This window comes from Mesorhizobium sp. M7A.F.Ce.TU.012.03.2.1, assembly GCF_004006095.1.
Taxonomy (GTDB): Bacteria; Pseudomonadota; Alphaproteobacteria; order Rhizobiales; family Rhizobiaceae; genus Mesorhizobium.
In genome coordinates, this window is sequence record NZ_CP034779.1 from 12,346 (window position 1) to 37,736 (window position 25,391).

General features: G+C 57.9%; 31 protein-coding genes. 12 read left to right on the top strand and 19 right to left on the bottom strand.

Annotation, left to right across the window (positions count from 1 at the left end):
• Positions 1–204: 204 nt before the first annotated feature.
• Complete coding sequence (locus EJ079_RS00070; RefSeq protein WP_164873692.1) at positions 205–1,122, bottom strand: hypothetical protein; 918 nt, start codon at positions 1,120–1,122, stop codon at positions 205–207.
• A gap of 356 nt (positions 1,123–1,478) precedes the next feature.
• Here EJ079_RS00070 and EJ079_RS00075 point away from each other — a divergent pair, with 356 nt between their 5' ends.
• The gene (locus EJ079_RS00075; protein WP_127807728.1) at positions 1,479–2,651 is read left to right on the top strand and encodes a glycosyltransferase family 1 protein; all 1,173 of its coding nucleotides are present in this window, start codon (positions 1,479–1,481) and stop codon (positions 2,649–2,651) included.
• Between the two features lie 2 nt (positions 2,652–2,653).
• Positions 2,654–3,796 carry a UDP-galactopyranose mutase gene (gene glf, locus EJ079_RS00080; protein ID WP_127807729.1) on the top strand — a complete coding sequence of 381 codons (1,143 nt, stop codon included), beginning with the start codon at positions 2,654–2,656 and terminating at the stop codon, positions 3,794–3,796.
• 72 nt (positions 3,797–3,868) lie between these two features.
• Here glf and EJ079_RS00085 read toward each other — a convergent pair whose 3' ends face one another.
• On the bottom strand, positions 3,869–5,035 hold the full coding sequence (locus EJ079_RS00085) for a beta-glucosidase (RefSeq protein WP_127807730.1): 1,167 nt from the start codon (positions 5,033–5,035) through the stop codon (positions 3,869–3,871).
• Positions 5,036–5,501: 466 nt separating this feature from the next.
• Between EJ079_RS00085 and EJ079_RS00090 the strand changes: the two genes are divergently transcribed.
• Positions 5,502–5,882, top strand: coding sequence for a hypothetical protein (locus tag EJ079_RS00090; RefSeq protein WP_164873693.1), 381 nt, complete (start codon positions 5,502–5,504; stop codon positions 5,880–5,882).
• Positions 5,883–6,023: 141 nt separating this feature from the next.
• Here the strand turns inward: EJ079_RS00090 and EJ079_RS00095 are convergent, their stop codons facing one another.
• The 4 genes from EJ079_RS00095 to EJ079_RS00110 all read right to left on the bottom strand — a co-directional run bounded on the left by EJ079_RS00095 (position 6,024) and on the right by EJ079_RS00110 (position 8,598).
• Positions 6,024–6,857, bottom strand: a complete 834-nt coding sequence (locus EJ079_RS00095; RefSeq protein ID WP_127807731.1) for a Ku protein — start codon at positions 6,855–6,857, stop codon at positions 6,024–6,026.
• A 573-nt stretch (positions 6,858–7,430) separates the two neighbouring features.
• Entirely contained in the window at positions 7,431–7,640 is a 210-nt protein-coding gene (locus tag EJ079_RS00100) for a hypothetical protein (RefSeq protein ID WP_127807732.1), read from the bottom strand.
• A gap of 139 nt (positions 7,641–7,779) precedes the next feature.
• A complete protein-coding gene (locus EJ079_RS00105) occupies positions 7,780–7,953 on the bottom strand; it encodes a hypothetical protein (protein WP_127266475.1) in 174 nt (57 codons plus the stop codon).
• A 339-nt stretch (positions 7,954–8,292) separates the two neighbouring features.
• The gene (locus tag EJ079_RS00110) at positions 8,293–8,598 is read right to left on the bottom strand and encodes a hypothetical protein (RefSeq protein ID WP_127807733.1); all 306 of its coding nucleotides are present in this window, start codon (positions 8,596–8,598) and stop codon (positions 8,293–8,295) included.
• A 1,107-nt stretch (positions 8,599–9,705) separates the two neighbouring features.
• Between EJ079_RS00110 and EJ079_RS00115 the strand changes: the two genes are divergently transcribed.
• The 3 genes from EJ079_RS00115 (at position 9,706) to EJ079_RS00125 (ending at position 11,167) form a co-directional block, all read left to right on the top strand.
• Positions 9,706–10,440, top strand: coding sequence for a Crp/Fnr family transcriptional regulator (locus EJ079_RS00115; protein ID WP_127807734.1), 735 nt, complete (start codon positions 9,706–9,708; stop codon positions 10,438–10,440).
• Positions 10,441–10,459: 19 nt separating this feature from the next.
• On the top strand, positions 10,460–10,696 hold the full coding sequence (locus EJ079_RS00120; protein ID WP_127395628.1) for a hypothetical protein: 237 nt from the start codon (positions 10,460–10,462) through the stop codon (positions 10,694–10,696).
• Positions 10,697–10,927: 231 nt separating this feature from the next.
• The gene (locus EJ079_RS00125) at positions 10,928–11,167 is read left to right on the top strand and encodes a hypothetical protein (RefSeq protein ID WP_164873685.1); all 240 of its coding nucleotides are present in this window, start codon (positions 10,928–10,930) and stop codon (positions 11,165–11,167) included.
• Between the two features lie 3 nt (positions 11,168–11,170).
• On the opposite strand, the gene EJ079_RS00130 is transcribed toward EJ079_RS00125, so the two are convergent.
• The 7 genes from EJ079_RS00130 to EJ079_RS00170 form a co-directional block, all read right to left on the bottom strand.
• Positions 11,171–11,359, bottom strand: a complete 189-nt coding sequence (locus tag EJ079_RS00130; protein WP_127296097.1) for a hypothetical protein — start codon at positions 11,357–11,359, stop codon at positions 11,171–11,173.
• A gap of 607 nt (positions 11,360–11,966) precedes the next feature.
• The gene (locus EJ079_RS00135; RefSeq protein WP_245481776.1) at positions 11,967–12,923 is read right to left on the bottom strand and encodes an NAD(P)/FAD-dependent oxidoreductase; all 957 of its coding nucleotides are present in this window, start codon (positions 12,921–12,923) and stop codon (positions 11,967–11,969) included.
• Between the two features lie 97 nt (positions 12,924–13,020).
• The gene (locus EJ079_RS00140; protein ID WP_127395629.1) at positions 13,021–13,305 is read right to left on the bottom strand and encodes a hypothetical protein; all 285 of its coding nucleotides are present in this window, start codon (positions 13,303–13,305) and stop codon (positions 13,021–13,023) included.
• Positions 13,306–13,603: 298 nt separating this feature from the next.
• Positions 13,604–13,837 (bottom strand): hypothetical protein, encoded by a 234-nt coding sequence (locus tag EJ079_RS00145; protein ID WP_127395630.1) that lies wholly within the window; start codon positions 13,835–13,837, stop codon positions 13,604–13,606.
• Between the two features lie 485 nt (positions 13,838–14,322).
• Entirely contained in the window at positions 14,323–14,523 is a 201-nt protein-coding gene (locus EJ079_RS00155) for a hypothetical protein (RefSeq protein WP_127395631.1), read from the bottom strand.
• A gap of 724 nt (positions 14,524–15,247) precedes the next feature.
• A complete protein-coding gene (locus EJ079_RS33630; RefSeq protein ID WP_245463550.1) occupies positions 15,248–15,739 on the bottom strand; it encodes a hypothetical protein in 492 nt (163 codons plus the stop codon).
• Positions 15,740–15,823: 84 nt separating this feature from the next.
• The gene (locus EJ079_RS00170) at positions 15,824–16,069 is read right to left on the bottom strand and encodes a hypothetical protein (protein WP_127331622.1); all 246 of its coding nucleotides are present in this window, start codon (positions 16,067–16,069) and stop codon (positions 15,824–15,826) included.
• A gap of 723 nt (positions 16,070–16,792) precedes the next feature.
• On the opposite strand from EJ079_RS00170, the gene EJ079_RS00180 reads away from it, so the two are divergent.
• Positions 16,793–17,302: a DUF892 family protein gene (locus EJ079_RS00180; RefSeq protein ID WP_127395633.1), complete on the top strand. Its 510-nt coding sequence runs from the start codon at positions 16,793–16,795 to the stop codon at positions 17,300–17,302.
• A gap of 245 nt (positions 17,303–17,547) precedes the next feature.
• On the opposite strand, the gene EJ079_RS00185 is transcribed toward EJ079_RS00180, so the two are convergent.
• Positions 17,548–18,393 (bottom strand): SIR2 family protein, encoded by an 846-nt coding sequence (locus EJ079_RS00185; RefSeq protein ID WP_127266463.1) that lies wholly within the window; start codon positions 18,391–18,393, stop codon positions 17,548–17,550.
• Between the two features lie 41 nt (positions 18,394–18,434).
• On the bottom strand, positions 18,435–18,743 hold the full coding sequence (locus EJ079_RS00190) for a hypothetical protein (protein WP_127266462.1): 309 nt from the start codon (positions 18,741–18,743) through the stop codon (positions 18,435–18,437).
• A 592-nt stretch (positions 18,744–19,335) separates the two neighbouring features.
• On the opposite strand from EJ079_RS00190, the gene EJ079_RS00195 reads away from it, so the two are divergent.
• Both EJ079_RS00195 and EJ079_RS00200 read left to right on the top strand, forming a co-directional pair.
• Complete coding sequence (locus tag EJ079_RS00195; RefSeq protein ID WP_127395634.1) at positions 19,336–19,509, top strand: hypothetical protein; 174 nt, start codon at positions 19,336–19,338, stop codon at positions 19,507–19,509.
• 39 nt (positions 19,510–19,548) lie between these two features.
• Positions 19,549–20,046: a metallophosphoesterase family protein gene (locus EJ079_RS00200; protein WP_127266460.1), complete on the top strand. Its 498-nt coding sequence runs from the start codon at positions 19,549–19,551 to the stop codon at positions 20,044–20,046.
• A gap of 259 nt (positions 20,047–20,305) precedes the next feature.
• Here the strand turns inward: EJ079_RS00200 and EJ079_RS00205 are convergent, their stop codons facing one another.
• Complete coding sequence (locus EJ079_RS00205; RefSeq protein ID WP_127807737.1) at positions 20,306–20,737, bottom strand: hypothetical protein; 432 nt, start codon at positions 20,735–20,737, stop codon at positions 20,306–20,308.
• A 285-nt stretch (positions 20,738–21,022) separates the two neighbouring features.
• Between EJ079_RS00205 and EJ079_RS00210 the strand changes: the two genes are divergently transcribed.
• From EJ079_RS00210 to EJ079_RS00220, 3 genes are read left to right on the top strand one after another with little or no spacing between them, the layout of a single operon-like run.
• Positions 21,023–22,060, top strand: a complete 1,038-nt coding sequence (locus EJ079_RS00210) for a glycosyltransferase family 2 protein (RefSeq protein ID WP_164873906.1) — start codon at positions 21,023–21,025, stop codon at positions 22,058–22,060.
• Positions 22,035–22,727, top strand: coding sequence for a class I SAM-dependent methyltransferase (locus tag EJ079_RS00215; RefSeq protein ID WP_127396519.1), 693 nt, complete (start codon positions 22,035–22,037; stop codon positions 22,725–22,727). The genes EJ079_RS00210 and EJ079_RS00215 overlap by 26 nt, the downstream gene beginning before the upstream one ends.
• A complete protein-coding gene (locus EJ079_RS00220) occupies positions 22,705–23,169 on the top strand; it encodes a GtrA family protein (RefSeq protein ID WP_127396518.1) in 465 nt (154 codons plus the stop codon). The genes EJ079_RS00215 and EJ079_RS00220 overlap by 23 nt, the downstream gene beginning before the upstream one ends.
• A 4-nt stretch (positions 23,170–23,173) precedes the next feature.
• On the opposite strand, the gene EJ079_RS00225 is transcribed toward EJ079_RS00220, so the two are convergent.
• From EJ079_RS00225 to EJ079_RS00235, 3 genes are all read right to left on the bottom strand, one after another.
• Positions 23,174–23,719 (bottom strand): hypothetical protein, encoded by a 546-nt coding sequence (locus tag EJ079_RS00225; protein ID WP_245481777.1) that lies wholly within the window; start codon positions 23,717–23,719, stop codon positions 23,174–23,176.
• A 64-nt stretch (positions 23,720–23,783) separates the two neighbouring features.
• On the bottom strand, positions 23,784–25,031 hold the full coding sequence (locus EJ079_RS00230) for a hypothetical protein (protein ID WP_127396516.1): 1,248 nt from the start codon (positions 25,029–25,031) through the stop codon (positions 23,784–23,786).
• Entirely contained in the window at positions 25,028–25,315 is a 288-nt protein-coding gene (locus EJ079_RS00235) for a hypothetical protein (protein ID WP_127807738.1), read from the bottom strand. The genes EJ079_RS00230 and EJ079_RS00235 overlap by 4 nt, the downstream gene beginning before the upstream one ends.
• Positions 25,316–25,391 lie beyond the last annotated feature (76 nt).

Consider the following 25,391-nt stretch of genomic DNA (forward strand, 5'->3'; position numbering starts at 1 on the left):
CGCTCTGGACGCCCGGCACGTCCCTGCGCTGTTGGACGCCTTCAACGAAGCGAGGATGAAGGCATAGAATACGTGCTGATGCTTCATTCTCCTGCGGGAAGGAGCAGAGATATTCAGTTCGCCCATGTCTTCGAACGCCGCGACTGCTGCATGGTGTCGTGTGCACGCGCTCCGACGGATTGTTCCGTCCGAGCAACACCTAATTCATGCAACCTTGGAAAACAGGGCGACGTCGCATCTGGCCAAGCCGTAGCGCCACCGATGATCGGTCGTGGCGACCCGGCTTTGGTAAAACAGCGAAAGTTGGCCCCCTTCGATCATCACGGTCGAGTGGCCGTTCTCTCCCGGCTGGCCTGGTTCCAGCACCGGTCCCATCGACACATAAGGTCCAGCAACATCATCGGCGATGGCAAAAAACACGCGTTGCCGGTTTCCCCGAAGGCCATTCGGGAGAAAGCAAGTGGCATTGAGAAGCACGCGGCCATCCGGCAATTCGACCAGTTGTGCGCCCTCTATCCCCCATTCGTAGTCGGGATCCTCTCTCGTGTTGTGGTGAGGAACTTCATTATGGTCGAGGATCTTGCCGATCCGCTTCCAGGGACCGAACCATGAATCGGATTGGCTACGCGCGAGATAGATGTCGGGCTGTGGCACCCTGGTGAATTTTGGCATGGCGGAATAGACGAGGTAGCGCCTGCCGCCAATAACTGCGGGATGCGGATCGTAAATGCCATCTTCCTCCGTGTCCGGGATGGCGAGGATTGCCGGGCTAAGAACCACCCAATGGAACCCGTCATTGGAAACCGCATGCTCGCAGCGGCCACCAGACTTCATGAACTCGGTCTGGATGAACATGTGAAAGACGCCACTTTCGTGAATGACCCCCGGAGCCGCAACACCACTCCCATTGATAGGAAGCTCGATCGACTGATGCTCGGTCCACGGCCCATAAAGTTCCGGCGCCGTGGCATGCAGGATCCTCCACGTCTCGCTGGTCACCGTGCCGCTCGAGCCGAAGACGTGCCACAGGCTGCCATCAAAGACGGGGCAAGGGTCTTTGAGATCATCCACGCTTTGCGGATGAAACAGCGGAAAAACATTGGTTGAAAAGTCGATCTTCATATCAGCCCCGGAATTCGCCTGGCACGGACTCGCCAGTGATGCGGGCGAATCAACTTGATGTCCTGCACATTTTATAACCAGCGACTTAAACGCAAATACGGCAGGTCAGTTCTCCACCGACATTCCCCCGTCGCTCACGCTTTCAAAGCCCGGCGACGCGTGGTGGCCATTCTCAGCTCCGCGGAAATATCGTCGCATCCGTCATCCGAGCGGTGACTGAGAGCTCTTCACTTCACCTTGGAACAACTCACGCGATGGAAAGTTAGGAGCTGGTACCGAAGTCTATTTCTCCTCCATCTGCGATTAACAAATGTTAGTCGCAGCATAAATTAAAGATTACAGGAAGGAAAATCTCAATGGAAGCAGCCTTGGGCAGGGTGTCCGCCAGTAAACACGCTGGCAGGGAAAATCTACTGGTTTGCTTCTCCCACTTGCGTTGGAATTTCGTCCATCAACGCCCGCAGCATATTCTCACTCTTGCATCCATGCAGCAGAGAGTGATCTACTTTGAAGAGCCTGTTTTTGAAGAACTGCCACAGCCGCTGATGCGGACGAGCGAGGCATCGCCAAACATTCTAATTGTGACACCAGTGCTTCCGCTCGGCGCGTCGGCCGCGAAATCAGATGCCGTCCAGCGGAGATTTGTTCAGCGGATTATAGCTTCAATGCCGCACAGCCGGCTGATCGCCTGGTACTACACGCCGATGGCTCTTCGCTTCACGGAGTTCCTTGACCCAGACATATGCGTCTACGACTGCATGGACGAACTCTCCGCCTTCAAGAATGCGCCGCCCGAACTGGCGCGGATGGAAAAGGAACTTCTGCGCCGCGCCGATCTCGTTTTCACCGGTGGCCTGAGCCTGTTCGAGACCAAGCGCCGCCTGCATCAGGCCATTTACCCCTTTCCGAGCAGCATCGATGTGAAACACTTTCACAAGGCAAGGCTGCCAGGAAAGGACCCCATCGATCAGGCCGGCATTCCTCACCCGAGGGTGGGGTATTTCGGCGTCATCGACGAGCGGCTGGACGTCGACCTCGTGGCGCTAGCAGCGCGGACCATGCCGGACGTGCATTTCGTCATGATCGGCCCCGTTGTCAAAATCGATCCTGCAATCCTGCCGAAGGCCGACAACCTGCATTGGTTGGACGCGAAGGCCTACTGCGACCTGCCCGATTATCTTCGCCATTGGGATGCCGGGTGGATGCCGTTTGCGCTCAACGAAGCGACCCGGTTCATCAGCCCAACCAAGACGCCAGAGTTTCTGGCGGCGGGTCTGCCGGTGATCTCGACGGCAATCGTTGACGTTGTGCGCAGCTACGGCGCTGCTGGGCTGGTGGAGATCGCCGACGGTGACGACTTGGACAGCAAGCTGCGCTCCCTGCTTTTGCGACCGCGCGAGATGCTGCTGCCGCAAGTCGATGCCTATCTGGCTGACATGTCGTGGGAAAGAACATGGAAGGCCATGGCCGCTCACATTGAGGGCGCCTACCGACGCAAGAAGGTCGTCCCGCTCCGCAGGAGCGCATAGCCATGTTCGATTGGCTGATCGTGGGCGCGGGGTTTGCCGGCAGCGTTCTTGCTGAAAGGATAGCCTCCCAGCGTCATGAAAGCGTTCTCCTGGTCGACCGCCGCAGCCATGTCGGCGGCAACGCCTACGATTGCTACAATGAAGCCGGCATCCTCATCCATCGTTACGGGCCTCATATTTTTCACACCAACAGCCAGTCGATCGTGGACTACCTCTCGCAGTTCACCCAATGGCGCACATACGAGCACAGGGTTCTGGCGGCGGTCGACGGGAAACTGCTTCCCATCCCGATCAATCTCGACACGATAAACCGCCTTTATGGCCTCGAGTTGAATTCCGCACAGTTGGAGGAGTTCTTCGCATCGCGGCGCGAGACGGTAGAGGACGTGCGAACGGCCGAGGATGTTGTCGTCAGCACCGTGGGACGCGAGCTCTACGAGAAGTTCTTCCGTGGCTATACAAGGAAGCAATGGGGCGTCGATCCGAACCAGCTGAGCAAATCAGTGACGGCACGAGTGCCGACCAGGACCAACCGCGATGACCGCTATTTCAGCGACAGCTTCCAGAAGATGCCTGCCGGCGGATACACGAGGATGTTCGAGCGCATGCTCGATCACCCGAACATCAAGGTCATGCTGCAGACCGACTTCCGCGAAATTCGTGACAAGATACCATTCAACCGCCTGATCTATACCGGCCCGATCGACGAATATTTCGGCTGGCAGCTAGGGCGTCTTCCTTATCGTTCGCTCCGTTTCGAGCACGTCACACTCGACCAAGAGCAGTTTCAGCCGGTTGCCGTCGTCAACTACCCCCAGACGGAAGATTACACACGCATCACCGAGTACAAACATTTGACCGGCCAACGGAGCGTGCGGACCAGCCTGACATACGAATATCCCACCGATATCGGGGACCCGTACTATCCGGTGCCGCGGGCCGAAAACGAAGAACTCTACAAGCGCTACGAAGCGCTCGCCGCAACCTGCCCCGACGTGTGGTTTGTCGGCCGCCTGGCAACCTACCGCTACTACAACATGGATCAGGTGGTCGGGCAGGCCCTGGCAACCTTCGCACGCATTCAAAAGAGCGTCCCGGAATGGGCGGGCGTGGTGAATGCGTCGTTGGTCGAAGGGGCGCTGTAGCTCCCCCACCTGGACCCGGGAGCATCGGCGGGCCGACAGGCGCTCGCGCAGTCCCTCGTGCAGCTCATGTGTTTAACGCGTCGGGTTCGCCGCGAACAAAGCTTGCTGGCGGGCCAATTCGTCCGCGACGGGCTTGCGGATGTGTCGGCTGCCGTCCGCCTGGACGACTGAAAACAATCCCACTTCCGCATGCCGCGAATTGTCCCAGCCCGGATAGGCGGTTACCGGGTAAAGGCAAATACCTTCGATCGGGGCTTTGAGGCTTTCTGCGGCACGCACCTCGTCGCAGACATAATGGAGCCAAGCCGGCCCGCCAGACCCCTCGGAGCCAGTCTCGGCGATGAACATAGGCTTGCTATATCGATGCGCGACTTCGATCAGCATCTCCGATAGGGCACGGTACTCGTGATGCCCCATCGGAATCGTCGGCCCGTTTAGGTACCACTGATTGTGTGGATAGAAATTCAAGCCAACGACGTCGACGACATCTTCGCTCCCACCCAGCTCAGGTTCGGCTTGGCCCAGCAGCATGTCGTAAGCTTCGAACTGTCCCTGACGGGCATTTTCGGCCCGGCGCCGTTCGGTGCGGGTCCGGTCGCGAGGAGCGATGTGGATAAGCGGCTCGGCCCAGACAAATCTGCAAGCGGGATCGACCTCCCGCATCGCGCGAACGCCGGCTATTGCTGCTTTCACGAGGTGCCGCTTGAACCATCCCCGCTTCTTCGGGCCGACGCGCGGGAAATAGCCGACCTCAACAGCCCAGGCGAAAAACGAAATTTCGTTGATCGGGCACAACAGAGGCGCTGTACCGGCGATTGAACGATGAACCCTCACAGCTTCCGCGGCGAACGAGGCATAGGCATCGATGAAATGCATCGATCCCTGATCAACATGGTCTGGAGATCCGTAGTGGAAGATGTCCCAGATGATCCGGACACCTGCCGATTGCGCTGCTTCGACCATCGGCGTCCAGCTTGACCAGTCATAGGTTCCAGGAGCGGTTTCGATGAGGTGCCAGCGCAAACCGTCGCGGATGGTACGAAGACCGAGTTCGGCGCAACCGCGGTAGTCGCCCAGGGCATGCAAATAATGCGACGTCGCGCGGATAAGATCGAGGCGAACGCCGTCCTTGCGCCGGTGCGACGAGCACTCGAAGCCAGCCATGAAAAAACTGGCGAACGGCGACGTGCCCGCAATCGAAGTCACCTCATTGCCTGCGCTGTGTCCTGCTTCGCTCATGCGAAGTCTCCTTAGGGCATTTGGGCTCAATCTCGGCTGCCGAATGCAGATCGGGAACAGCCATAGCAATCCGGCAGCCGTCTCTCATCCGCCAGGCTGCACATTGGTCCTGTGCTTAACGGGATGGTTCCAAACCGGATGGTCGAGCCTTTGTTCCCGATCGAACCCAACCGGAGGGCAGACAGCAGCCAGGGAAGAAGCTGCGCAAGGCAAGTCGGGGGCGAGGCACACAGCCGTCATCGGATCTTCCACCCCTCCAACGAAGGCAGGGAACAGTACGTTCAAATACGACTTTCCGGCATCGATCATGCCAGGCGAGAGGATCGCAGCGATGTCGACTGGAGTAACGCATGAGCCGCTCCGCCGATCTTTCCCGGTAAGCCCGCCATTCGCTTCAAGCGGGAACATTGGTTGCCTCAACAAGTTTGATCGCCATAGCAATGGGCCGCAGCGGGCGGGCGCACAGATGAGACATCTGGTCAAAGATATCCTGATCGAGATCGCTGAAATGCTTCCGGCCATCACTCAAAAGGGCGAAAATTCGGCCGAAGCACTGCCCGTCCATGCGCCGAACTTCCCGCACGATCTGGAGCCGGTGATCCGGGCAGACCCTTCCTACCAAGTGCCATCGCAACGCACCGACGATCGGCATGAATCCGTCGCAGTCCCGAGCAAGCTGCAAGCTGTATGGAGGGATATGGCGCCGGAGGTGATGATCGTACCTTTGCCAGTCACTGTAGATGAAGGCACGGTCAAGGCTCACGCCTCCGACGGGCAGCATGCACGGCGTCGAGTGCCGAGCGAACGGCTTCAACGTTTGAGGCGTGAGGCTGGGCTCACGGCCTGAAGATCAGCGGCGTTGGCCCTGCGCCACTTCATCGCGCATTGCTTCGGCGCCGACATCGACTTTGCTCACAGCCAGTTCCGTCGCCTCTAACCTAACACTGCAATTGCACTGGTTCTTTGAGCACCGCAGCGATGGTGATCGCTATCTTTGACTATGCTGATTTGCGGCTCTTGGTTTTTGGTCGGGCTGGGCGATGCCTTCCTTCGCAAGGCTCTTTCGGAGAACTGAGGCCAAGTCGACCACGTTCTCCTTGGGTTTCGGCGCTGGTTTCGGCGGTTTTTTGCCCTTGCGCTTGGCGTCGATCATGGCAATCAACGCATCCTCGTAGGTGTCCTCGAATTTCGAAGGATCGAACTTCGTTACCTTCTTGTCGATGAGAAGCTCCGCGATTTCCAGCAAATCCGAATCGAATTTTGGGCTTTTCACGTCATTGAAGACGGTGTCTTCCGATGTCATCTCATTGTGGGTCCGTAGCTCGGTCAGCAACATCCCTTTTCCAAGGGGCTGTATCAACACTTCGCGCCCGCGCTGATAGAGTACGACGCAGGAGCGTGCCGCAACGCGCTTCTTGGCCATCGCATCGCGCAGGACGGCAAAGGCCTCCAGAGAGGCACCGTCTGCCGGGATCAAATAGTATGGTTTCTCCAGAAAACGTGTGTCGATCTCGGCAACCGGAACGAAGGAATCGACGTCAAGTGTATGCTGCGACGTCAGTTTCAGTTTCTTTATCTCGTCCGGCTCGACGTGAATGAAATCACCCTTGTCCGCCTCATACCCTTTGATCTGATCCTCGGCTTCGACAACATCGCCGGTCTCTTCATCGACATAGGCGCTTTTGACGGGTAAACCGTCCTTGCGGTTCAAAATCTTGAAGTGGATCTTGGATGCCTCACTTGTGGCACCAACTATCTTCACCCCGCATGACACGGAACCGACCCTCAGAAAGCCCTTCCACACCGCGCGTGGCGCAACCATGCCGTTTCTCCTAGACCTCGATCTCGGCACAACGTCAGGCACACGGTTCTGTTCCGCGACGTGCGCCGGCATCTTTCCACCCGATCGCAGGAGCAGACGTCGCTTTCGCAAGCACACGAGGTGCTTAAGGGTGCTTCAAATGCATCGGAGCTCTGGCTCAGTGCGACAAAAAGCGTTCGCGTAAGGGAGTCGGCAGGATCAAGCGGACCAAGCTCGGGTTGAGTGACCGTGCCGACCTTAACTGGACACAAGCGTGGGCCGAATGACCTGACGCATACGCTACCGGCACAAGGGAAATGCTACAATTAAGACTGGAGGACTTGTTGTGAACATGGCGCTATTTATACCCGAGTTGCAACGGTAATCACGTTCCGGACCGAATAGTATCACGGCGAAGCCGTGCTACTCTGGCGTCCCAAGCCCTGCCAACTATTCCCCGTAGGCCATCGGCCGATTCCTCCAAGACATAGCAACTCAGTCGACATTCCGCCCGCAGGATCTCCCCTTGCGCAGAAAGCTCCTTGTGCTGGCGAATAAGATCATCCAGGCGGTCCAGATAAGGTGCGCGGCTCATCAGCCTTCACCCCGCAACATCTCTTCGAAAGTAGCTTCATCGAAGTAGGCTCCGGAGTGCTGGAACAGCCACATCAGACGGGCGCTCAGTGCCTCGGCCTCGACGCTGCCTTCTGCTAGCGCACGCTCTTTGCAGGCCCGCTGAAACACCTGCTGTAGGAGGGCGAGTTCTTCGTGATTTGCAACGCCGATGGTAGCGGGAGCGGTCATGGCTTCCTCCGTTGGGGCGGAAGCATGTTCTTCGCTCACAGCCGGCGGTGCCCTGAAACTACCGCCGATGAGAGTAGACTACGCTCATATTGGCGAGAGTCGATTGAATAATAATTTAGTCACGACAGGCAGGAGCATTCTAATGCCGCTCTTTCAAAAAACGGGCTTCACGAAGCAGCGAATTCCAATCCGTGCCGATAAGCTTGATCAGACCGCGCGCATCCGGCTCCGAAATGCCGACTTCTTCAGACAAACGTCGGGCAAGCAATTGCTCATTGCCCTTCTTCACACGGCCGTCGCCATCCTTTTTCATTGGTTCCTCCTTGGGAAGCCAACTTACGGAATGACCTTTCGTTTCATGGAATAAGAAAAAAGCCCGCCGTCCCATTAGCGGCAGCGGCGGGCCGTCCCTGGGATAACGGGACTCGCTGGGGTGTTGGTTTCCCCTGCTGTCGCGGGCGGTGCAAAGCAGGTGCCACCTAGGGTGAACCAACACGGCACACCTCGCGTGCGACTCGCCGCGAAACGACAAGACCTTGGTCTGGTATCGACCCGCCGTGCCGACCTAGCACGACGGGCGTTCGAGAGCGGCTACACCTGAGAGTCGACCCCTTTGCATCAATCTGGAACAGGGCAACAGTTCCAAGACACGTCAGCAGCCTTCCGTGGTCTTTTTCATCTGGCCAGGAGCAGCCGAGTTAGCATCGGTATCCTGTTGACCTGGCGCGGCCTGCTTGGCGCTGCCAGTTTGTTGACCTGGAGCGCAGTCCTTGGCGGAGTTCGAGTTAGAGTTCGTTCCACTCGTGGCGGTCGAATCCGTTCCCTGATCGGTCGTAGTGCTCGGCGTTGTCTGGGTCGTCGAGGTCGACGATCCGCCTGTGGTCGTGGTGGTCGATTGCGCAACAGCGAGGCCAGTTGACAGTACCATAATGGCTGAAGCCAAAAGAACCTGTTTCATGATCAACTCCATATTGGAATGTCCCTTCGGTACCGAACTTCGCTGCGAAAAGACGGTTCCAAGAAAAAATTCGCAATCGCATGCACCTCACGTTTGGACGGGCCCGCACCACTTGCGCGCGTCGGGGCGAGCGTCAGCGGGTAAGCGACCTAGCCCTTGGATCGACCTTTCTTGAATGATTGCGAAGCCTTGGCTTCGGCAGCAAGGCGTTGTTCTCGAAGTCGCGCAGTTTTTGTATCTCGCGCCTCTCTCTCGGCCGCGTTAGCAATCTTTGCCTCACGGTCTGCGCGCTCCAATCGGTCTTTGTCGACGCTTCGCCGGGACACATTGGCCTCCTACCAGAAGACCGTTGAATTTACAGTTTGCTAAAATGTTCCCCGCGATACGGCATGTTCCACGCAATGTGGCGGACTTCCCGGCCCTTCCGGGGAACCAGCAATGCAAAAGCCCGCTACCGGGAGCCAGGGGCCTTGAGAGACAGGCAACTTGGAGAAGGGCCGGCCCCAACAAGCTTCCTTTTGTAGTACCAATCAGTACGGCCTTTAGTCAGTCGGCCCCGAGCTGAGGGGCGATGAACTGGGCGAAGCCCTCGCCGCCGACAGTCGCTCACGCTTGTCAAAATGAGCCTCCTGATAGGTCTTCTTTCATTCGATATCTCCCTTCGGCTATCGCATAATCACATACCGCGTCGCCTCGGCTTGGGTGCGCGTCAATCGCATGCCAAACGCGATGGCCAAGGGATTATCACCCCTTTCTGGCCTGCCGCTTTCTTTCTTGCGGCTTGTGCGGAATTCGGGCGGGCTCAACGGAGCTTGAGCCCCTGATGTGACGTCAAAATTCGAACCCAGCCTATGTCATAGGTTGCTGCACGGCCTAGGCGGCTCCCTTAAGGGTGCGGCTTATTCACGTCGGGAGCGTTGCCGCACCCCAAGCGAGCAACCCAACGTGGCCTCTTCTACCGCTGGGCACTGAGGTCCCAACCAGGGGTCCTGGGTGCGTTCGCGTCTTTCCCAACTGCCGACCCATCAGTCCGGCGCCTCTTTACGGCTACCCGGAACTTTTGAAGCGAATGCAAGTTCGATAATCAACATCAGCTAGGTAGCCAATTTGTCACCCACCTCATCCTTGGATGTCCTTATTCGCAAGCTCCAGAGCATCTCGGATCTCCGAGAGGCCGATGTCGAGGTTTTGAAAGGCATCCAAATTCAGGAGAAGGATTTTTTGGCCAACTACGACCTCGTGCGTGAGGGTGACCGCCCTGTCAATTCGTTCGTGGTTTTGGATGGCCTGCTCGGTTCCACCAAACTTACCGGCGACGGCAAACGGCAGATTACATCCTTCTTTGTGGCTGGGGATATTCCCGATCTGCACGGACTGCATCTGTCGGTCATGGATTGCAATTTTACGACCCTGACAGCAGCCAGACTGGGCTTCATGCGACATGACGCTCTTCGCACCATTTGCGAACAGCATCCTCGAATCGCGACGGCTTTTTGGCGGTCGACGCTGATCGATGCAGCGATTTACAGAGAATGGGTAACGAATGTGGGAAGACGCGAGGCATACACGCGCATGGCTCACATCTTGTGCGAACTGATCTTTCGCTTGCGCTCGGTTGGACGCATCCAGGATCACGTCGCGGATCTTCCGATTACCCAGGCAGCACTTGGCGATGCATTGGGCTTGTCTACAGTCCACGTCAACCGAATGCTTCAGGAACTTCGACGCAGGGGCCTCATCGCCACGACGGGGTCAAGAGTGCATGTTCTTGATTGGCCCGGCCTCACTCGTGCAGGTGATTTCGACACGACCTACCTGCACCAAAGGAACCCCGCAGCTTAGTGGTGACGGAAGCTCTCGGATGGCACGATTTTTCTTTGATAGTGGCGATCACGACGTGGTCGTCGAGGACGTAATCGGCATCGAATGTGCCGATCTGGAGGAGGTGCGCCGCGCGGGCTTCGAGGGCCTTATCGACCTTACGAGAGATGTGCTTACCGAGGTGGACGGGCAGCAAGTATTTGTTGAAGTGCGGAACGAAAACGGCGACAGGATTCTGAGGCTGAGCATCTCGCTTCAGATCAAGTTGATGAGATAACGTGCCTGACTTGCTGCGTCAGAATGCTGCCGAGTGCCGGCACATCGAATGGCATGAGCGGCGAGGAACGCCGCGTGATCGGACTATCGCCCGAAGATGCCGCCGCCATTTCGACCGGCGAACAAGCTCGGGTTCCCCCACATGGAAAAAAAACGGTAAGGCACAGCAGCAGGTCATGGCCCGTCTCATACATGGCCCATCCGACCGATTTTTAATCGGTGTCGCGTATTTTTGTATGAAGTTCTGGAACGCGCATTCTCAGCGCTCGTTCATGTTGTCTCAGCAGTGGGTGTCGACGTGCAAAGAAAAGCGAACAAAGCAAGCCGGGTTGCGAAAGGCCAGGAGCTTGAGGTCGAACATCTTGTCGAGGTCACGGAAATTGACCCCGAGCAGGCCCGAACGCTTCGCAAGCATGGAGCCGATTGGCCGAAGCTCAAAGACGAGGCTGAAGCTCTGAAGAAGGAAGACTAGTCGTCACCTTCCCAGCGGTTGGCGAGAAAGCTGTTCCAGCTCATCCTCATCCGTGATTCCCGCCTGGTAGTAAGCCAGAATGCGTGATGCGCGCCGTTCCCTCTCGGTTGCGGTTTCGTTTTTAATTTTGCTGCGTGCGAAGACGCGACTGAGCAGGGCAAGTTCTGATGGGGTGAAGGCGTCTCTGTGCATCGCATCTCAACTCCCGTGCGTCACCGTCTCTGGAGGGGCCGAGGCGCGCTGAAGCTTGATTGCAGCGCCGGCCAGCAAGAGATCGCAGAACGGGTCGTCCGGCGCGCGCTAACGCTGGACCAGAAAGAATGTTCCGCGCGTTTTTCGGACACTGAACAAAAAGGCCCATCCGGCCCCGAGCCAGCAACGGCCTTTTACCGGTCTACGTGTGATCTCCTTCAACCATATCCGGAAAGCCTCTTCCTTGACGGGAATTTCTGGCCTTGGCTGTGCGTTTAAAGTTGAGAAATGGCAGTTATGATCTTGGACAGAAAGAATGGCTTGGCGCGCCGAGTTGCCAGAGCCACGAAAGCCCGCCCCAGACAAAGCCGAGACGGGCCGAAGCTGCTTCGACAGCCTCAAGGCCCAGACAATGAGGGAGGATTGTAGGCCTGCAGCCAAACCTCGTACCGCAGTGAATGTTCCGCGGCTGTAAACTGTCGCTGGGAATATCATGATCTTTCGGGGATCGACATTCTCGGCCAGTTACGGCAACTCCTTGTCGGCCGGGTCGAGACGTTGATACGCGCCATCTAGGCAGCCAAGAGCTCGATCAGCCGCGTGATCTTCATGTCCGTTGAGAAGGCTGATCTGCAAATCCAGTCCGCTCGGCGCTCTCAAGCTCTCTATGGGCATGCGACGCGGCAATGGCAGCCTGTCCAAAAGCGACGGCTATCTGGTTCAACGCTTTGACAACGTCACCAATGGCGTACATGCCTTGGATGGAAGTCTGCTGATGCTCGTCGACTGTGACATAGCCCTCTTCACAACATCTTGCGCCTACCGCCTCGGCGAGTTGAGAACGTACCTTGCACCCCAGTGCCAGATAAATGGCATCGAAGCGGGATGACGTCCCATCTTTTAAAATCGCCTCGCAACCGTCTGCTGTCGGGCAGAGCGTATCGAGAGCGTCACCGATGACTATGCCTCTTGCCCTCGCCGCACGACGAGTGCTGGGCGAAAAGTCGGATGCGTCGCTCCCAAGCATCGTTATGAGCGGTGTAAACCGACTGAGGAAAATGGCCTCTTTAAAGGCTCTCTCGTCGTGCCCGACGACCGCAATCTTCTGGTCGATCGCCTCATACCCGTCGCATACAGGGCAGAGTCGAACGACACCTGCGGCAATTGCCTCGCGCAGACGCGGAATGACAGGTGTCGTATCGATGATCCCTGTCGCCACAAACACCTTGCGTGTCCGGATTGCGCCGATCGAGGTCTCAGCGACGAACCCCCGATAGGCAGCGGCGAGGGAATGGACCTGCCCTCCAACCAGAGTGGCTCCATACAAGGTGGCGTGACGTCGAAGGCGATCCAGAATTTCGGCTCCACTTATCCCTTCGGGAAAGCCAGGGCAGTTATGGCTCGTTGGGATCAAGGCGGCACGAGGATCGCCGGCATCGATCACCAGCACGCGATGGCGGAAACGGGCGAGATATTGAGCGGCGGTCAATCCCGCCGGCCCGCCTCCGACGATCAGGACATCTTCGGTCTCGGCGGTCGGTCGGCTGACGTGGCTGTCGTGCATGGTGCGACGCATCACCGGCGAACGATTTGGTTCGTGCAATGTTCAAAGGGCGGTCTTCGGGACATCTGCTCGATGGCAACAGCGTAGAAACCAGGCTTCAACCCGATCGCAGGACGCCAGGCTCCTCTGTTTCCTTGAGCTCTTCCGTATCCTTGGGCGCGGAGACCAGATCCTGGAATCCGAGAGTAGCGACGAGATAGCCTGCCTCATCATAAACCTTCGTCACCCAACTGGTCGGGTCCACGCCCTCGACAATTCCGTCGAGCATGGCCTCCTTGGCGGTGCGCTTCGCCTCTCTGACAGCCTCATCTCGATCAGCCATATCGGCAAAGATTGCAGGCTGCGACATGCCCTCGATAAACTCGAAGCGAAATTTCGGCATTAGCCGCTCCAGTCATTGTGCCAGCGGATCAAACATTTCTGGCAGGTTTGACCTCAACGCGGCGGTGTCGAAAAGGATGCAGCGGGTGTGCGCGTGACCATCAAACCTCAGGCAGCGTTGCTGCCTCCCATCTCCCACTCGTGCTACTTTGCCAGCACGCTACGCTCGCAGCTCTGACGATGGCGAGGTGGCGGAGATGCAGAAGTCTCCGCGAGATCGTGCGGCATCGTACGCTGAAGACGCTCGCAAGTCGCCGTTGAACGCCGCGCCGTGGATCGTGGACTGACGGTAAGAAGGACTAGCCGACCGCCAAGACCGGCCTCTTTCGCAGCCGCGCCCGCATGATGACAAGCAGAACCGTTTCGTCTTTCATGCCACTCTGGAATAATTTTATAAGCTCGGCCGCAATCTGCTCGGCGTTGTAAGAGATCAGTTGAATCTCCGCTTCCTTGCAAAGCTTCTTGAGGACCGATTCCAGCAATCTCAACCCTTCAGGATAGATAGGTTGATCACCGGCGGTGTCGTAGGTCATGTACGCCCCTTTGACTAGGACTTAATTCAAGGCCGCAGATGCTGGGCGGCAAGCCCATGCATGACTCGTTTCAGGGAAGAGGTCATTAACCTATGCAAGTTCGAACAGGGCGCCGGATTCACCAACTGCAGGGGGATGTACAACAAAGGGAGCATGTGCACGGATCGAGCTGGGCAAGTCGTGAAAGCCCCTGCCGCCAGGCCTGTTAAGTCCCGACGGTGTTCCTGCATGGTGCTGTAGGCGAGCGAGAGAGCCTAAAAGAATTCACTCACCTTACGGCTTCTCTTTTTGAGAGCCGGGATGGGTTCGCGATGCATTTGCGGCTGCGCCGGCGGTGACTTCACCGGATGCTGTGCAAGCCTTGCTTGTCTCAGCCGCGCCGTCTTCTCAGCGCGTTCGGCTCGTTCAGCGTCCAGCATCTCTTGGCTGATACGTTTGGCGCGGTCGTATCTTTCCTAGTCGTGATTGCGAGTCACGGACACCTCCTAGCCAGCAACAAAAATCCTGCGAACCTTTTTGGTGACACGCGGCTTGCGTTGGCTGGGACCGGGCGTGATGGCTTGTGCGAGGCGAGCCTCCTTCAACCGCGCCGTCTTGGCGGCGCGCTCAGCACGTTCCTTGTCGATAATGATTGCTGCAGCTGATGTGGTATTCTCGTTGCGACCGTCATCATTGATCCGCGGCATCTCAGTGCCTCGCCCCGATTCTTGTCGCCCATAGTGCCATTTTGCACCTGCGTCCCGCCCTGAACTGGTCTATTGCCGCTTTGAGTGAGAATTCGGTTGCATGTTCCGGTTTCTCGCCCGGCTGGTGGTTGTCGTTGGCAGCTTGTGTGATGGCCATCTTTGTTCTCCTACGAGGCCGAACTTCGATATGACACAAGTGTTCCAAGGCAACTCGCAAGCTGCAGGGCTATTTTCGATGTAGGGGCACGCGCGGATGCTCAGGCGCGTGATCGGAGCATTGTGTTGGAGGGCCGTAGCTGGAACTATGAGAGCGCAGATAGCGTGGTCGCCTGAACATGAACGGCGGCCTTCCCCCCCTCTCGCAAAAAGCTGTCAGCGCGATATTGTTACCAGGAGCAAAGGAGCCTGGTGTCGACGAGAACTTTTCTCGCGACGAGATCGTTCAGACTTTGCTGCAGCACAGGGCCCCCGCAAGCGCATCAGCTCGGTATTGTAGGGAATTCGGGCGTTAGGGCCGTTGAACCGCTACGGGTGTGTCAGTAGCAAACTTACAGACAGCCGCAGGTCCAAACGAGCAGCACCGTTCCAAGCGCATACGGGACCAGAAGCAAACCTATCGTCACCCAGAAAGCTGGCTCTGCCAAGGCGGCCATGTCCTTGCGAAACTGCTCCATAGGGCTACCCCGGCAACTTCGACAAACGAATAGAGCTAATCTGGTAAGGCCTACGGCCCGCTTTTGGCATCTTCGACCTCCAGCGCATCCATGAGGGCTGCCACGTCGGTGGGTTCGCCATCGGCGTCACCATGCACGCCAGTCCGGGCGTTCTTTAGCGCTTGCTCGATCGCATCTTCAATGTTTCCGAGCTCGTCCTCACGCACCTCGCGACCATAACCGGCCGCTTCGGCATCCTGCTCGAATTGCTGGACCAGCACGGCGAAGCTCACTTCCTCTTTGCCAGCAAGAGTGCCGACATTCTCCTGCAGCCAGGTTTCAAAAAACTCTTTGGTCGCGTTCATCGGATCACTCCTTCGCCGGATTAAGCGCGGCGGCGATCCGAAGTTCCGCAATGCCGTCACTTTCCCAATCAGCAAGGGGATATGCTCATGGTGGGCTTGGCTGATAATCCCGAAAATTCGTCTGCGCGGTGCTGGCTCCGTACCGGGAGCAAGGCCGCCGGATGAGTTCACGCCCACCGAGCGCTCGTCGATCCGCATGCTCTTCGATCGGTCTGCATGGAACTATTGCCCGCTCGGTTGCGCAAGGCTGCCCCGGCGGTGGTTGTTCGCCTTCCCGCTATTCTATCCCGACATTCCGGATTGAATCACCTCATCGGCTGACAACCGGTCGGACATCGCTGCACTGTTGGTCTGGTCCATCCCGAACTGAGCGACCTGAATCATCATAGCCTTGGCCTTTGCAATGAGTTGGTCGTCGGGAAGAGTATGCCCGGCCTGCAGGGTGACTGTAATACACTCGCCTCCCTCTCCGCGGAATTCCACGATCGGAGCCTGGTCTCGGCTGACGACAATTCCCATCATCTGCATAAGAACCTCCTTCGACTGCAGCGGGCAGCCGAAACTCAACCCAGCTCGGCCGTCTAATCCTTGACATAAGCCCCAGGCTGACGACCGCCTCTGGGCGCCTTGGCGTCTTTCGAATGCTCGGCCATCGCAGGGCCTGCTCCGGAGACTTTCTCTGCGGCCGGTGACGGTGTCGCCGGCTTAGACGAGGTCCTGCCGCCCGATTTTTCGGGGCGTGGTGATATGTCAGTTGAAGAATTGTCTGAAGAAGTCATGGCTCGTTTCCTTAGCTGCGAAACTTCCTTACCAACCTCCGAAATGCCCTGACGTTCCATTGCGATCCCTTCGTGAGATAAGATCTCCGCAGGTGAACATGCCTCGTCCCTGGACGCGCATCAGGTAGGGGTTGATTTCGCAAGCGAACGGTAAAATGCGAAGCCGCTCCGGCGAGATACAGCTTAGCCCTACATGGCAGCGCGGGCATCGGAATACGAGCCGAGGCGAAACAGAGGTCCATCCGTCGCCGAACCCGCGACAGGCAGCAGGTTCGGTCATTTCTGCAGAAATGCGTTTGCCAGCTTGGACACAGCGGCAGTGCCCGTACCGCGCTATTCTCTCCTGGTGCCGAGAGCCTGATTGCAGCGCCGACTGGGAAAAGCCTGCGACACAGGCTGACTCCGCAGGTCAAACTATGAGGAACAATATCTCCCTTTGAAAGTTCTGGCCGACCCATGAAGGAGATATGAAATGTCAGAATCGCGCGAATGGCTTGTCCAATGGCTCAGGGATGCTCACGCCATGGAAGAGCAGGCCGAGACCATGTTGAATGGGCAGTTGAACCGAATTGAGAACTATCCTGAGCTCAGCGAACGGATTCGCCAGCACGTCCAGGAGACCAGGCAGCAGGCTGCTCGGCTGAAAACCTGTCTCGACCGCATCGGACAAGGATCTTCCACACTGAAGGATGCCGGCGGCAAGCTGACGGCAATGGCGCAGTCGCTCAGCGGTGTCTTCGCCGGTGACGAAGTGATGAAAGGATCGCTTGCAAGCTACACGTTCGAGCACATGGAAATCGCCTCCTACACAATCCTTATCGCCGCTGCCAAATCGCTGGGTGAAGCAGAGGTCGCCCAGGTCTGCGAAGAGAACCTGCGTGAGGAAGTCGCAATGGCGGACTGGTTGAAAAGCCATATTCCAACGACAACCGAGCAGTTCCTGGCGCGGGCCGACTCGGAGAGTGAAAACGCCAAGCGTTGATCAGCCGGTAGCGTATCGCTAAACAAGCTCGCCCCTTGCGCCGAAGCTCGGCGCAAGGCGCATCGAGGTTGAGCCGTTACCGCTGAAAGGCACTTCAAAGTAGGCAGTGCGTGAGTAAGTTTCCGATTAGCTCTCCGTGCCGCGATAGTATCCTTGACGCCAATTGAACTTGAAATTCCGGACGGAATTCTCTGCCATGTGCCGCTCCTTGAGAGCCCGCCGAACTGCCCATCATACGGATGTTGCTATCGCCCACTTTTTGGCGACAGTTCCCCATCCCCAACCATCTCCGCCAGCCGGCTGAGGAAGTCCACCAAAGCAGCTTGCGGCTCGTCGATTTCGCCGACCACGACCGAAATGCCCCAACGTCCAAGCACGGCCTCCTCCACAGGGTTTCGGCTGGTCATGAAGATGAACGAGGGCGGGCGATCTTTCTCATAGCCGGACCGATGCCACGTCTGCCAGAGACGGTGCAGCAACAACCGAATGTTTGGGTCGGAAAGGCTATAGCCAATGAAGAGGATCGTGCTGCCGAGCGCATCCGAGCGAAAACGCACGTCCAGCGGAGAATTGAAGGAGAGACGATCGAGGTAGTCCGTTTCGGTGAGGACGAGGGACGAATCCTCGTCGAAATCACCATGGAACTTGACGATGTGGGTAATGCCTTGGCGGGCCTGCGCCACATCGCGTGCATTGGCCACTTTCACGTAGTCCCGACCGTATATCTCATAAGCCAGTTCCAGATTCCGATCATAGTTAGTTGTGTAGATGACAGGGAAGTCGAGCCTCACGATGAGACGATGCAACTCGGATTTCTCGATCCGGTCCTTGGGGACGGACCAGTTTCTGTCCATCCAACTGCGAAGTGGCCCGATGCTGCCATGCTTGATGCGATAGTACTCGGCCAGGGTTTGAAAACGATCGCGTCTCGTGGAAAATTCGTCGTCGACGCCGAGCTCCTTTGCCATTCGCTCTATCAGCTTCTCCCAGGAGGGTAATCCAACGCTGATCGAAACCCCTGCCCCAACAAACAGAATTGCGCTGCGATGCCGAATTGCGTTGGCGAGCGAATCTACAGGGTCATCGTTCATCACGTCTTTCGAGGCCACCCGCGCAGGTCGACCTTCCTCCCTCACATCTGGTCGTTATTAGGCTCCTTGGTGATCCCCACCTGCCTGGCCAGCTCGGAAAACGGTGGCACACTCGCTTCGAACTGCTCGGTGTTAGCCAGCCGCAAAAGCCGCAAAGGGAAACACACTGCGTCGCGGTTAGCCGGCGACATATCCTCGAAGAGGCGCTCATCAACCGTGAAGGAGGCTTCCGCGTTTTTCAACGCCGTGTCGATATCATCGACCGAGAGAAGGCCTCTGCGGACCAAGGCGTTATTGACGGCCGCGACCGCCATAAGCAAACCTTCCAATTGCAGGTTGGCGACGTTCATGGGCCATTGTCCTTCATACCATTGGGAGCCCGTCGATAGATAATCCTGCTCCGGAGGCCTTGTGCCGTGCCGGTGATGGAGTTGCCGGCTTGCTAGAGCGTTTCGGCTGCGCGGCGACGCCGGGATTGGCATCTGGTGGCGCCATGGCTTGAATCTCCGCTGGGCTGCTGGACAACTCTCCACATGCCTCGAGGTTCCGGATCGCCATGGCAACCTTGCAAAGGCATAGGCAAGGCTTCTCGCTGTCCTACCGTCGGGCGCACCAGGTGATCGCGGTTGGGTCTTCAGACTGCGATTCAAAAAGCGCGTTGCATGGTTCCTCCGCGAGCGCGAGCCGCCTTCGGCAGTAGATGCCTGCCGCGCCCGCTCGTAGCCAAAAGCAACCGCCGCAAAGCGTTCGGCAACTTTAGAGCTCCGACAGTGCCTCCCAGACGGGCCACATAGAAACGACCAAGCTGATGCCTGCTACAGGTCTCGGGATCTCGTTTATCGGCGACATCAGGCAGCGGCGCTCCGCAGGTCAGCAGATCCGATGGATGGGAACAACCCGGCACCGTGATGGTTCGGTGGCATCAAAAGGTGATAGAGAACGATGGGTGAAAAGCTTAAACAGCACACAGAAGCCACAGATCGTGAAAAGGCGATCGAAGCTCTCTACTTTGCGCGCAAGTGCGGCCTCACCAAGGAAGAGGCACTCAAGATGCTCAGGGAAGCCCAAATCAGGATCGATGATGGACCCAAAAGCCGCTCCGGCAACCGAACTTAAAAGCGTCCGTTGAGCGCTCATCTCAGCCAGCGGCGGCGCATGATCTTCTTCACCTCCGACACGCATTTCAACGATCCCCGCATTCTGCGGCTCGACCCCCGCCCCTTCAGTTCATTGGTGGCGCACGACCAGGCACTGACTGAACTTTGGAACGAGACTGTTGCTCCAAATGACGAGGTTTGGCACCTCGGCGACTTCGCCAAGGGATCGGCCGAGACAGTGTCTTCGCTGCTGTCCTGCCTCCACGGCACCAAACACCTGATCATCGGCAACAACGACGGCATGGTAACGCTCCGCGCTTCGGCTTGGGCTAGCGTGCAACACTACAAGGAGCTAACTGTCGAGGGCAGTTTCTTGGTTCTTTGCCACTACCCGTTCCGCACCTGGAACAAGATCGGCAAGAAATCGATAAACCTGCACGGCCATTCTCATGGCCGGCTGAAGCCAATGACGCGCCAGCACGACGTCGGCGTCGACGCCTGGGATTTTCGCCCAGTCACCTTTGCTGCCATACAGGCCAGGCGCCGCCGAGATTGAGGTTAGCGCAGCAGATGGCGAACGATCGATGTCTTCACGTGGTGATGCTAGCCGCAAACAGGATTCCAGAATCCTGCCCCTGGAGTATTGCAGCCATGCTGGAACGCACCGCGAGTAAACTGGGACCGAGGAGCGCCCCACCCATCTGCACAGCCGTGGGACAGGCGCCGACCCCCGTCGTCAACACGGCGCTCCACTGGCGCCCCAATCGTTCATCCACCTCGCTTGAAACGAGCTTCAATCGCCGTCCTTGGCGACCTCAGTGCCACACACTCTCTCTAAGCCACTTAAGAAACCTGTTCCCTCCGATTGCCCGGCGGACTCTAGCGGCAGCCCACTGCCCTCTGAACGTGGTTCCGACATGGCAACTGCAGACGATGTCATGCAACTCCCCGTCAGACAGTTCGAAGAAGCGCTTTGCTGCCCCATAGGTGTCATCCTTCAGGCCTAACGCACGCAGTAGCGGGTCCTCGAAGGCCACAGTAATTGGCGAGCCCTCACCGCGCGCTGCGTCGCGAGCTTCCCGCTTCAGATACTCAGTGCCGGTAAGCGCTGTCAGGCGTCGCTCGGGATGTTGTTCCAGCAACTCTGCCCAGCGCTCAATGCGCTGTTGCCGGGTCATGATCGGGTATGTCGACAGGGGTTCTACTTCTGCAATTGTCTGCAGTTGGCTTAAAGTTTGGTGTTCCATCGTCGGCTCCTTTGGTCGAAGTCCCTTCCCCTCAAAAATTATCGCGCGCCGACGCGCTGACAAGAGCTGGCAAGGCGGCCACTTGCCCGACAATGATTGCGAAACAGCGCATTGCTCCGCCGGCGCGCGAAACGATATCTCATCCCAAATCAGACCGAAGCCGTTCAGAACGAACAGCTCGCCACCCGCCTGCAACAACAAATTAAATTAGTAATGCCTTATGGAACTTTGAGGCTGGCGTTTCATTTGATCGGCATGGAGGCCTCTGTAATCCAAAGTGCCGGGATGAGAGCGAACGTGTCGCTGCGCTACTCGCTGGTTCTGCCGATATACAACGAGGAACAAGTGCTGCCTCGTCTGATCGAGCGGATCAGGTTGCTAATCCACCAGCTGGACGGTGAGACAGAGGCTATTTTCGTCGATGACGGAAGCAGCGATGGCAGCGTCACTTACCTTCGGCGTGTGGTCGCCGCCGAGCCTCGTTTTCGGCTAATCGAGCTTTCCCGCAATTTTGGGCACCAGATAGCAATCACAGCCGGTATGGACGCCGCCCAGGGGGATGCCGTCATCGTCATGGATGCCGATCTCCAAGACCCACCCGAGGTGGTTCTCGATCTGGTGGCGAAGTGGAAAGAAGGTTTCGAAATTGTCTATGCCCGGCGCGTCAAACGCGAGGGCGAATCCTGGTTCAAGCGCTTCACGGCAAGTCTCTTCTATCGCTTGCTGGAAAGGATGACGACCGTTGACATTCCGCGCGATGTTGGAGATTTCCGGTTGGTCGGTCCCAAAGCGCTGAGAACTTTTAGGCAGATGCCCGAACACGATCGCTTCGTCAGGGGCATGTTTGGCTGGATGGGATTCAAGCAGGCGTCGGTGCCTTTCGAGCGCCCGGCACGAACCCATGGCCAGACCAAATACCCATTCTGGAAGATGGTGCATCTTGCTGCGCACGCCATCGTCAGCTTCTCGGAACAGCCGCTGCGCCTGGCGCTCTGGGGTGGCTTGGCCATTTCTGCGCTGGCCGTAGCCTTCGGTGCCTACGCCATCTACGCCTGGGCCTTTGAAACAGGCATTGTTGCCGGCTGGACATCCACCGTGATGATCGTGTCGCTCCTGTGCGGCATCAACCTCTTCATGACCGGCGTTGTCGGATTGTATGTCGGCAGCATCCACGCCGAAGTAAAACGGCGCCCGCTTTACGTGATCGATCGCCTCACCGGCTTCGACCGGCCGATGCCAGCCGTCCCGGGCAAGAGCCGCCGCTCGCCTCGAAAATCCCGGCTTGGAGTCCCGGCCAATGTCCGAACCCTTCGACAGCTATAGATTCAATTATGGTGAGACGGTCCAGGGATCGATCCGCTTTTCAGGGCTTAAGCACGACTTCTTTCTCATGGCGAAGGCCGAGTTGCTGCGACGCGTTGTGGTCGAGCGGGGGCTTCGTCATGCCGGCCCGGATTTGCGGGTGCTTGATGTCGGCTGCGGCGTAGGTGTGCTCCATCCCTATCTCAAAGGCGCCTTCGAGTGCCTGGAGGGCTGTGACATCTCGCAGGAATCCATCTTGCGTGCCAGCCAGGAGAATCCGAGCGTCACCTACACGGTCTGCACCACGCCGAACCTGCCATACGACAATGGCGTCTTCGATCTGGCCTTCGCCAGCTGCGTCGTCCATCATGTTCCGCCCGCTTCCTGGCTCGGGTTCGTTCGCGAGATGCGGCGCGTCGTACGCCCAGGCGGTGCCGCCTGCATCATCGAGCACAATCCCTATAATCCGCTGACGCGTCTGGCTGTGTTCCGGTGTCCCTTCGACCATGACGCGGTGCTGCTCAGCGCAGCCAAAACAGCGTCCCTCCTTCAAGAAGCAGGCTTCAGCAACATCCGATCCGAGCACTTCCTGCTGCTGCCGTCGGGCGGGCCCTTGGCCCGAAAAGTCGAGCGCGCGCTCGCCCCCCTGCCGCTGGGGGCACAGTATGCGTGTAGTGCGCATGCATGAGCATCGGCCTGCCGGCGACGACGCCCTGAAGCTACTGGCACGCTTCGGCCTGGTCGGCATCGCTGCCACACTTCTGTATGCCGCTTTGGTTGCTGTTTTTTCCAAATCGGAATGGCTCGGTTTAACGCCCATCCATGCCTCGCTTGGGGCATATGCCGCAGCCACCCTGTTTTCGTATCTGGCTCACAAATCCCTGACGTTCGTGTCGGGCCGATCGCATCGAACTGAAGCTCCGCGTTTTCTCCTGCTGGCGGCAACAGGCTTGGCCATTGCCTATGGGGCGCCGGCGTTGCTGACGGTAAAGCTGGGCTTGCCGCTCATCATTCCCGTGCTGATTACGTGCTTGCTTGTCCCCGGCATCAATTTCTTCGTGCTTGACCGGTGGGTTTTTGCCGGACGCATTCCCGGTCGGCACGGCAATCGCTCCCGCCAGAGGCAATAATGCTCTAAATGGCGTCCAGTCGAAACGACACCAATTTGATGGAGCGCTTATAAATGTCGCTGGCGGCCTGGCTGGGCGGGATCCCGTCAAGATAGTCAAAGGTCATTTCGAACGTGCTGGCGTCCGAAAAAGCTGCGTGCGGAATGACGAACGAGACGGTTATCGGTTGCTTGCCCGACAGTGTGACCTTATGCACGGACACGCCATGCACCGAGATTATCACCCTCTGCGTCATCTGTGGCGGACGAATGACAGCGGCCATTTGTAGCGTTGCCTTAAGGCCGTCGCGAAGTGGCGGTATCTGCAGGCGAAGCCGCGAGGTCTCGCCCAGCGAATGCGTGCCGTCGGCTACCGGCCCCGACCAGCCACAAACTTTCATGCCGGCTACCCGTTTGGCGCCATCGGACCGGAAGGACACTGTCTGGCCGAGTGAGTAGCTGCCAATGGCATCGCGGTTGAGGCATGTCGTCGTGCGGTCGATGTAATAGGCACGATAGTCGGCGTGGACATTCGGATGGAGGGCCAGCGCAAGGATGGCGAGTTCGGACACGGCCAGAACCGCGGCGAGCGCGTAAGCGCCAAGCGAGATAGCGCGTCCATGGGGGTTGAGGGTGTCAGACCAAAGCAAGGTAGCCCCCAATCCATGCCACCGTCATGAAATAGCAGGCGACCAGGAAGAGAACCAAAGCGGCCAGCCAGGTCAGTTTCGACGCCGACAACAGGACGGCCATCAACATTATCAGAGGCGCCAGCCCAATGACGTATCTGACCATGGAGGCCAGATTCGTTATCAATGGCACGAGAATGCAGATCGCGCAGAAGACCCCAGCGCCATATTGCTTGCGAGCCACCAGCACGACTGATAGCGCCAGCCCGATGATCGCTGCGAGCGCACTCCATTGCGGCGCCGTGGGCAGCCACCCGGTCTTGGGAAATGCTGAGAGTCCGTCCCATAGAAACAGGAGCGGGTTCCCAGCCACTCGTCCAAAGGCGCGTTGGACGTGCAGAAATGCAAAGCCGTCGCCGACAGTGACATACAAAAACAGGATGTAGGCAAACAAGCCGGCAGGCGAGATAAAGATAGCGACGAGCAGATCCGGTCGACCGAGCACCCAACGCGGAAAGGAGAGTGGTGAGCCGCCCCGTTCGCGATGCTGCTGGAACATTTGAATGACGGTCGCAAAGACGACGAGGACCCCAACGAGCCTCGTTGCCGAGAGGAGCGCTGACGAGATGCCAGCGACGGGATAGCTGGAACGTTTGAGTGCCAGGAAGACAATCGAGGTCAGGAGCACGAAAAGAGATTCGGAAAGGAAAGTTGTGAAGTGGAAGGATAACGGGCCGCTAAGCAGAAAAGCGCAGTACAGTACATAGGCCCGCATGTTCTTCTCCAGCAGCGGCCATGCCACCAGACACGCGGTGTAGCTGCATGCAATCGAAGTGATCGTCGCGACCAGTATCGTGGCGAAGGGGAAAATCGCCCGGATCACCGCTACCAGCATCGGATAGAATGGAAAGAAGCCCCATCGTCCGACGTTGCTTTGGTTTGGGATGGGAAAGCGCTCGTAGCCGCGTTCGGAAATATCCAGATACCAGTGGCAATCCCATCGGCAGAGCGCACGAGCATAAGACTCGAAGCCTGGTTCCGCCAACGTTGAAGCAACAGCGGCATAACGAATAGCAAGGCCAGTGAAACCGAACAGGAGCGGGACTGTCACGACCGCTGCCGCTACCATGTGGCGCTTGTTGATCGTCGGGCCGTAGTCGGGGAAAATCTCGAACTGCTCTGCGCCCTTCATCGACGGCGCATCGCCGGGGCTCTTGATGGCCGGGACGAGATTGTCAGTCCCGGATTTTCTCATCGCGGAGCACCGGCGCGGCGAGTTTCCACCCCCTGATGGGAGCCCGCTTCGACTGTGACCAAACCGCCGACCGTGGCCTTGCCAGCTTCATAATCGACCGCCCTGGCGTGGCCGATGAGGTTCAACTTGTCCGGCGCCTTTGCCTTCTTCGGCGTGTCGATCGAGAAGAGGAAGTTGTAGGTCGCAACGCTGACGCTGGCCCGACGGTCGTCGAGCAGTTCCAGATGGGTGACGCCTATCGTCACCTCGTGGCCAAAGCCGATGCCAGTCTGTTCCCGCACCATGTGAGGGATTCTGGAGCGCGGCTGGCGATCGTCAAGAGGTTGCTAATATTCGAGCGGCGAAGGGCAACAAATCTTT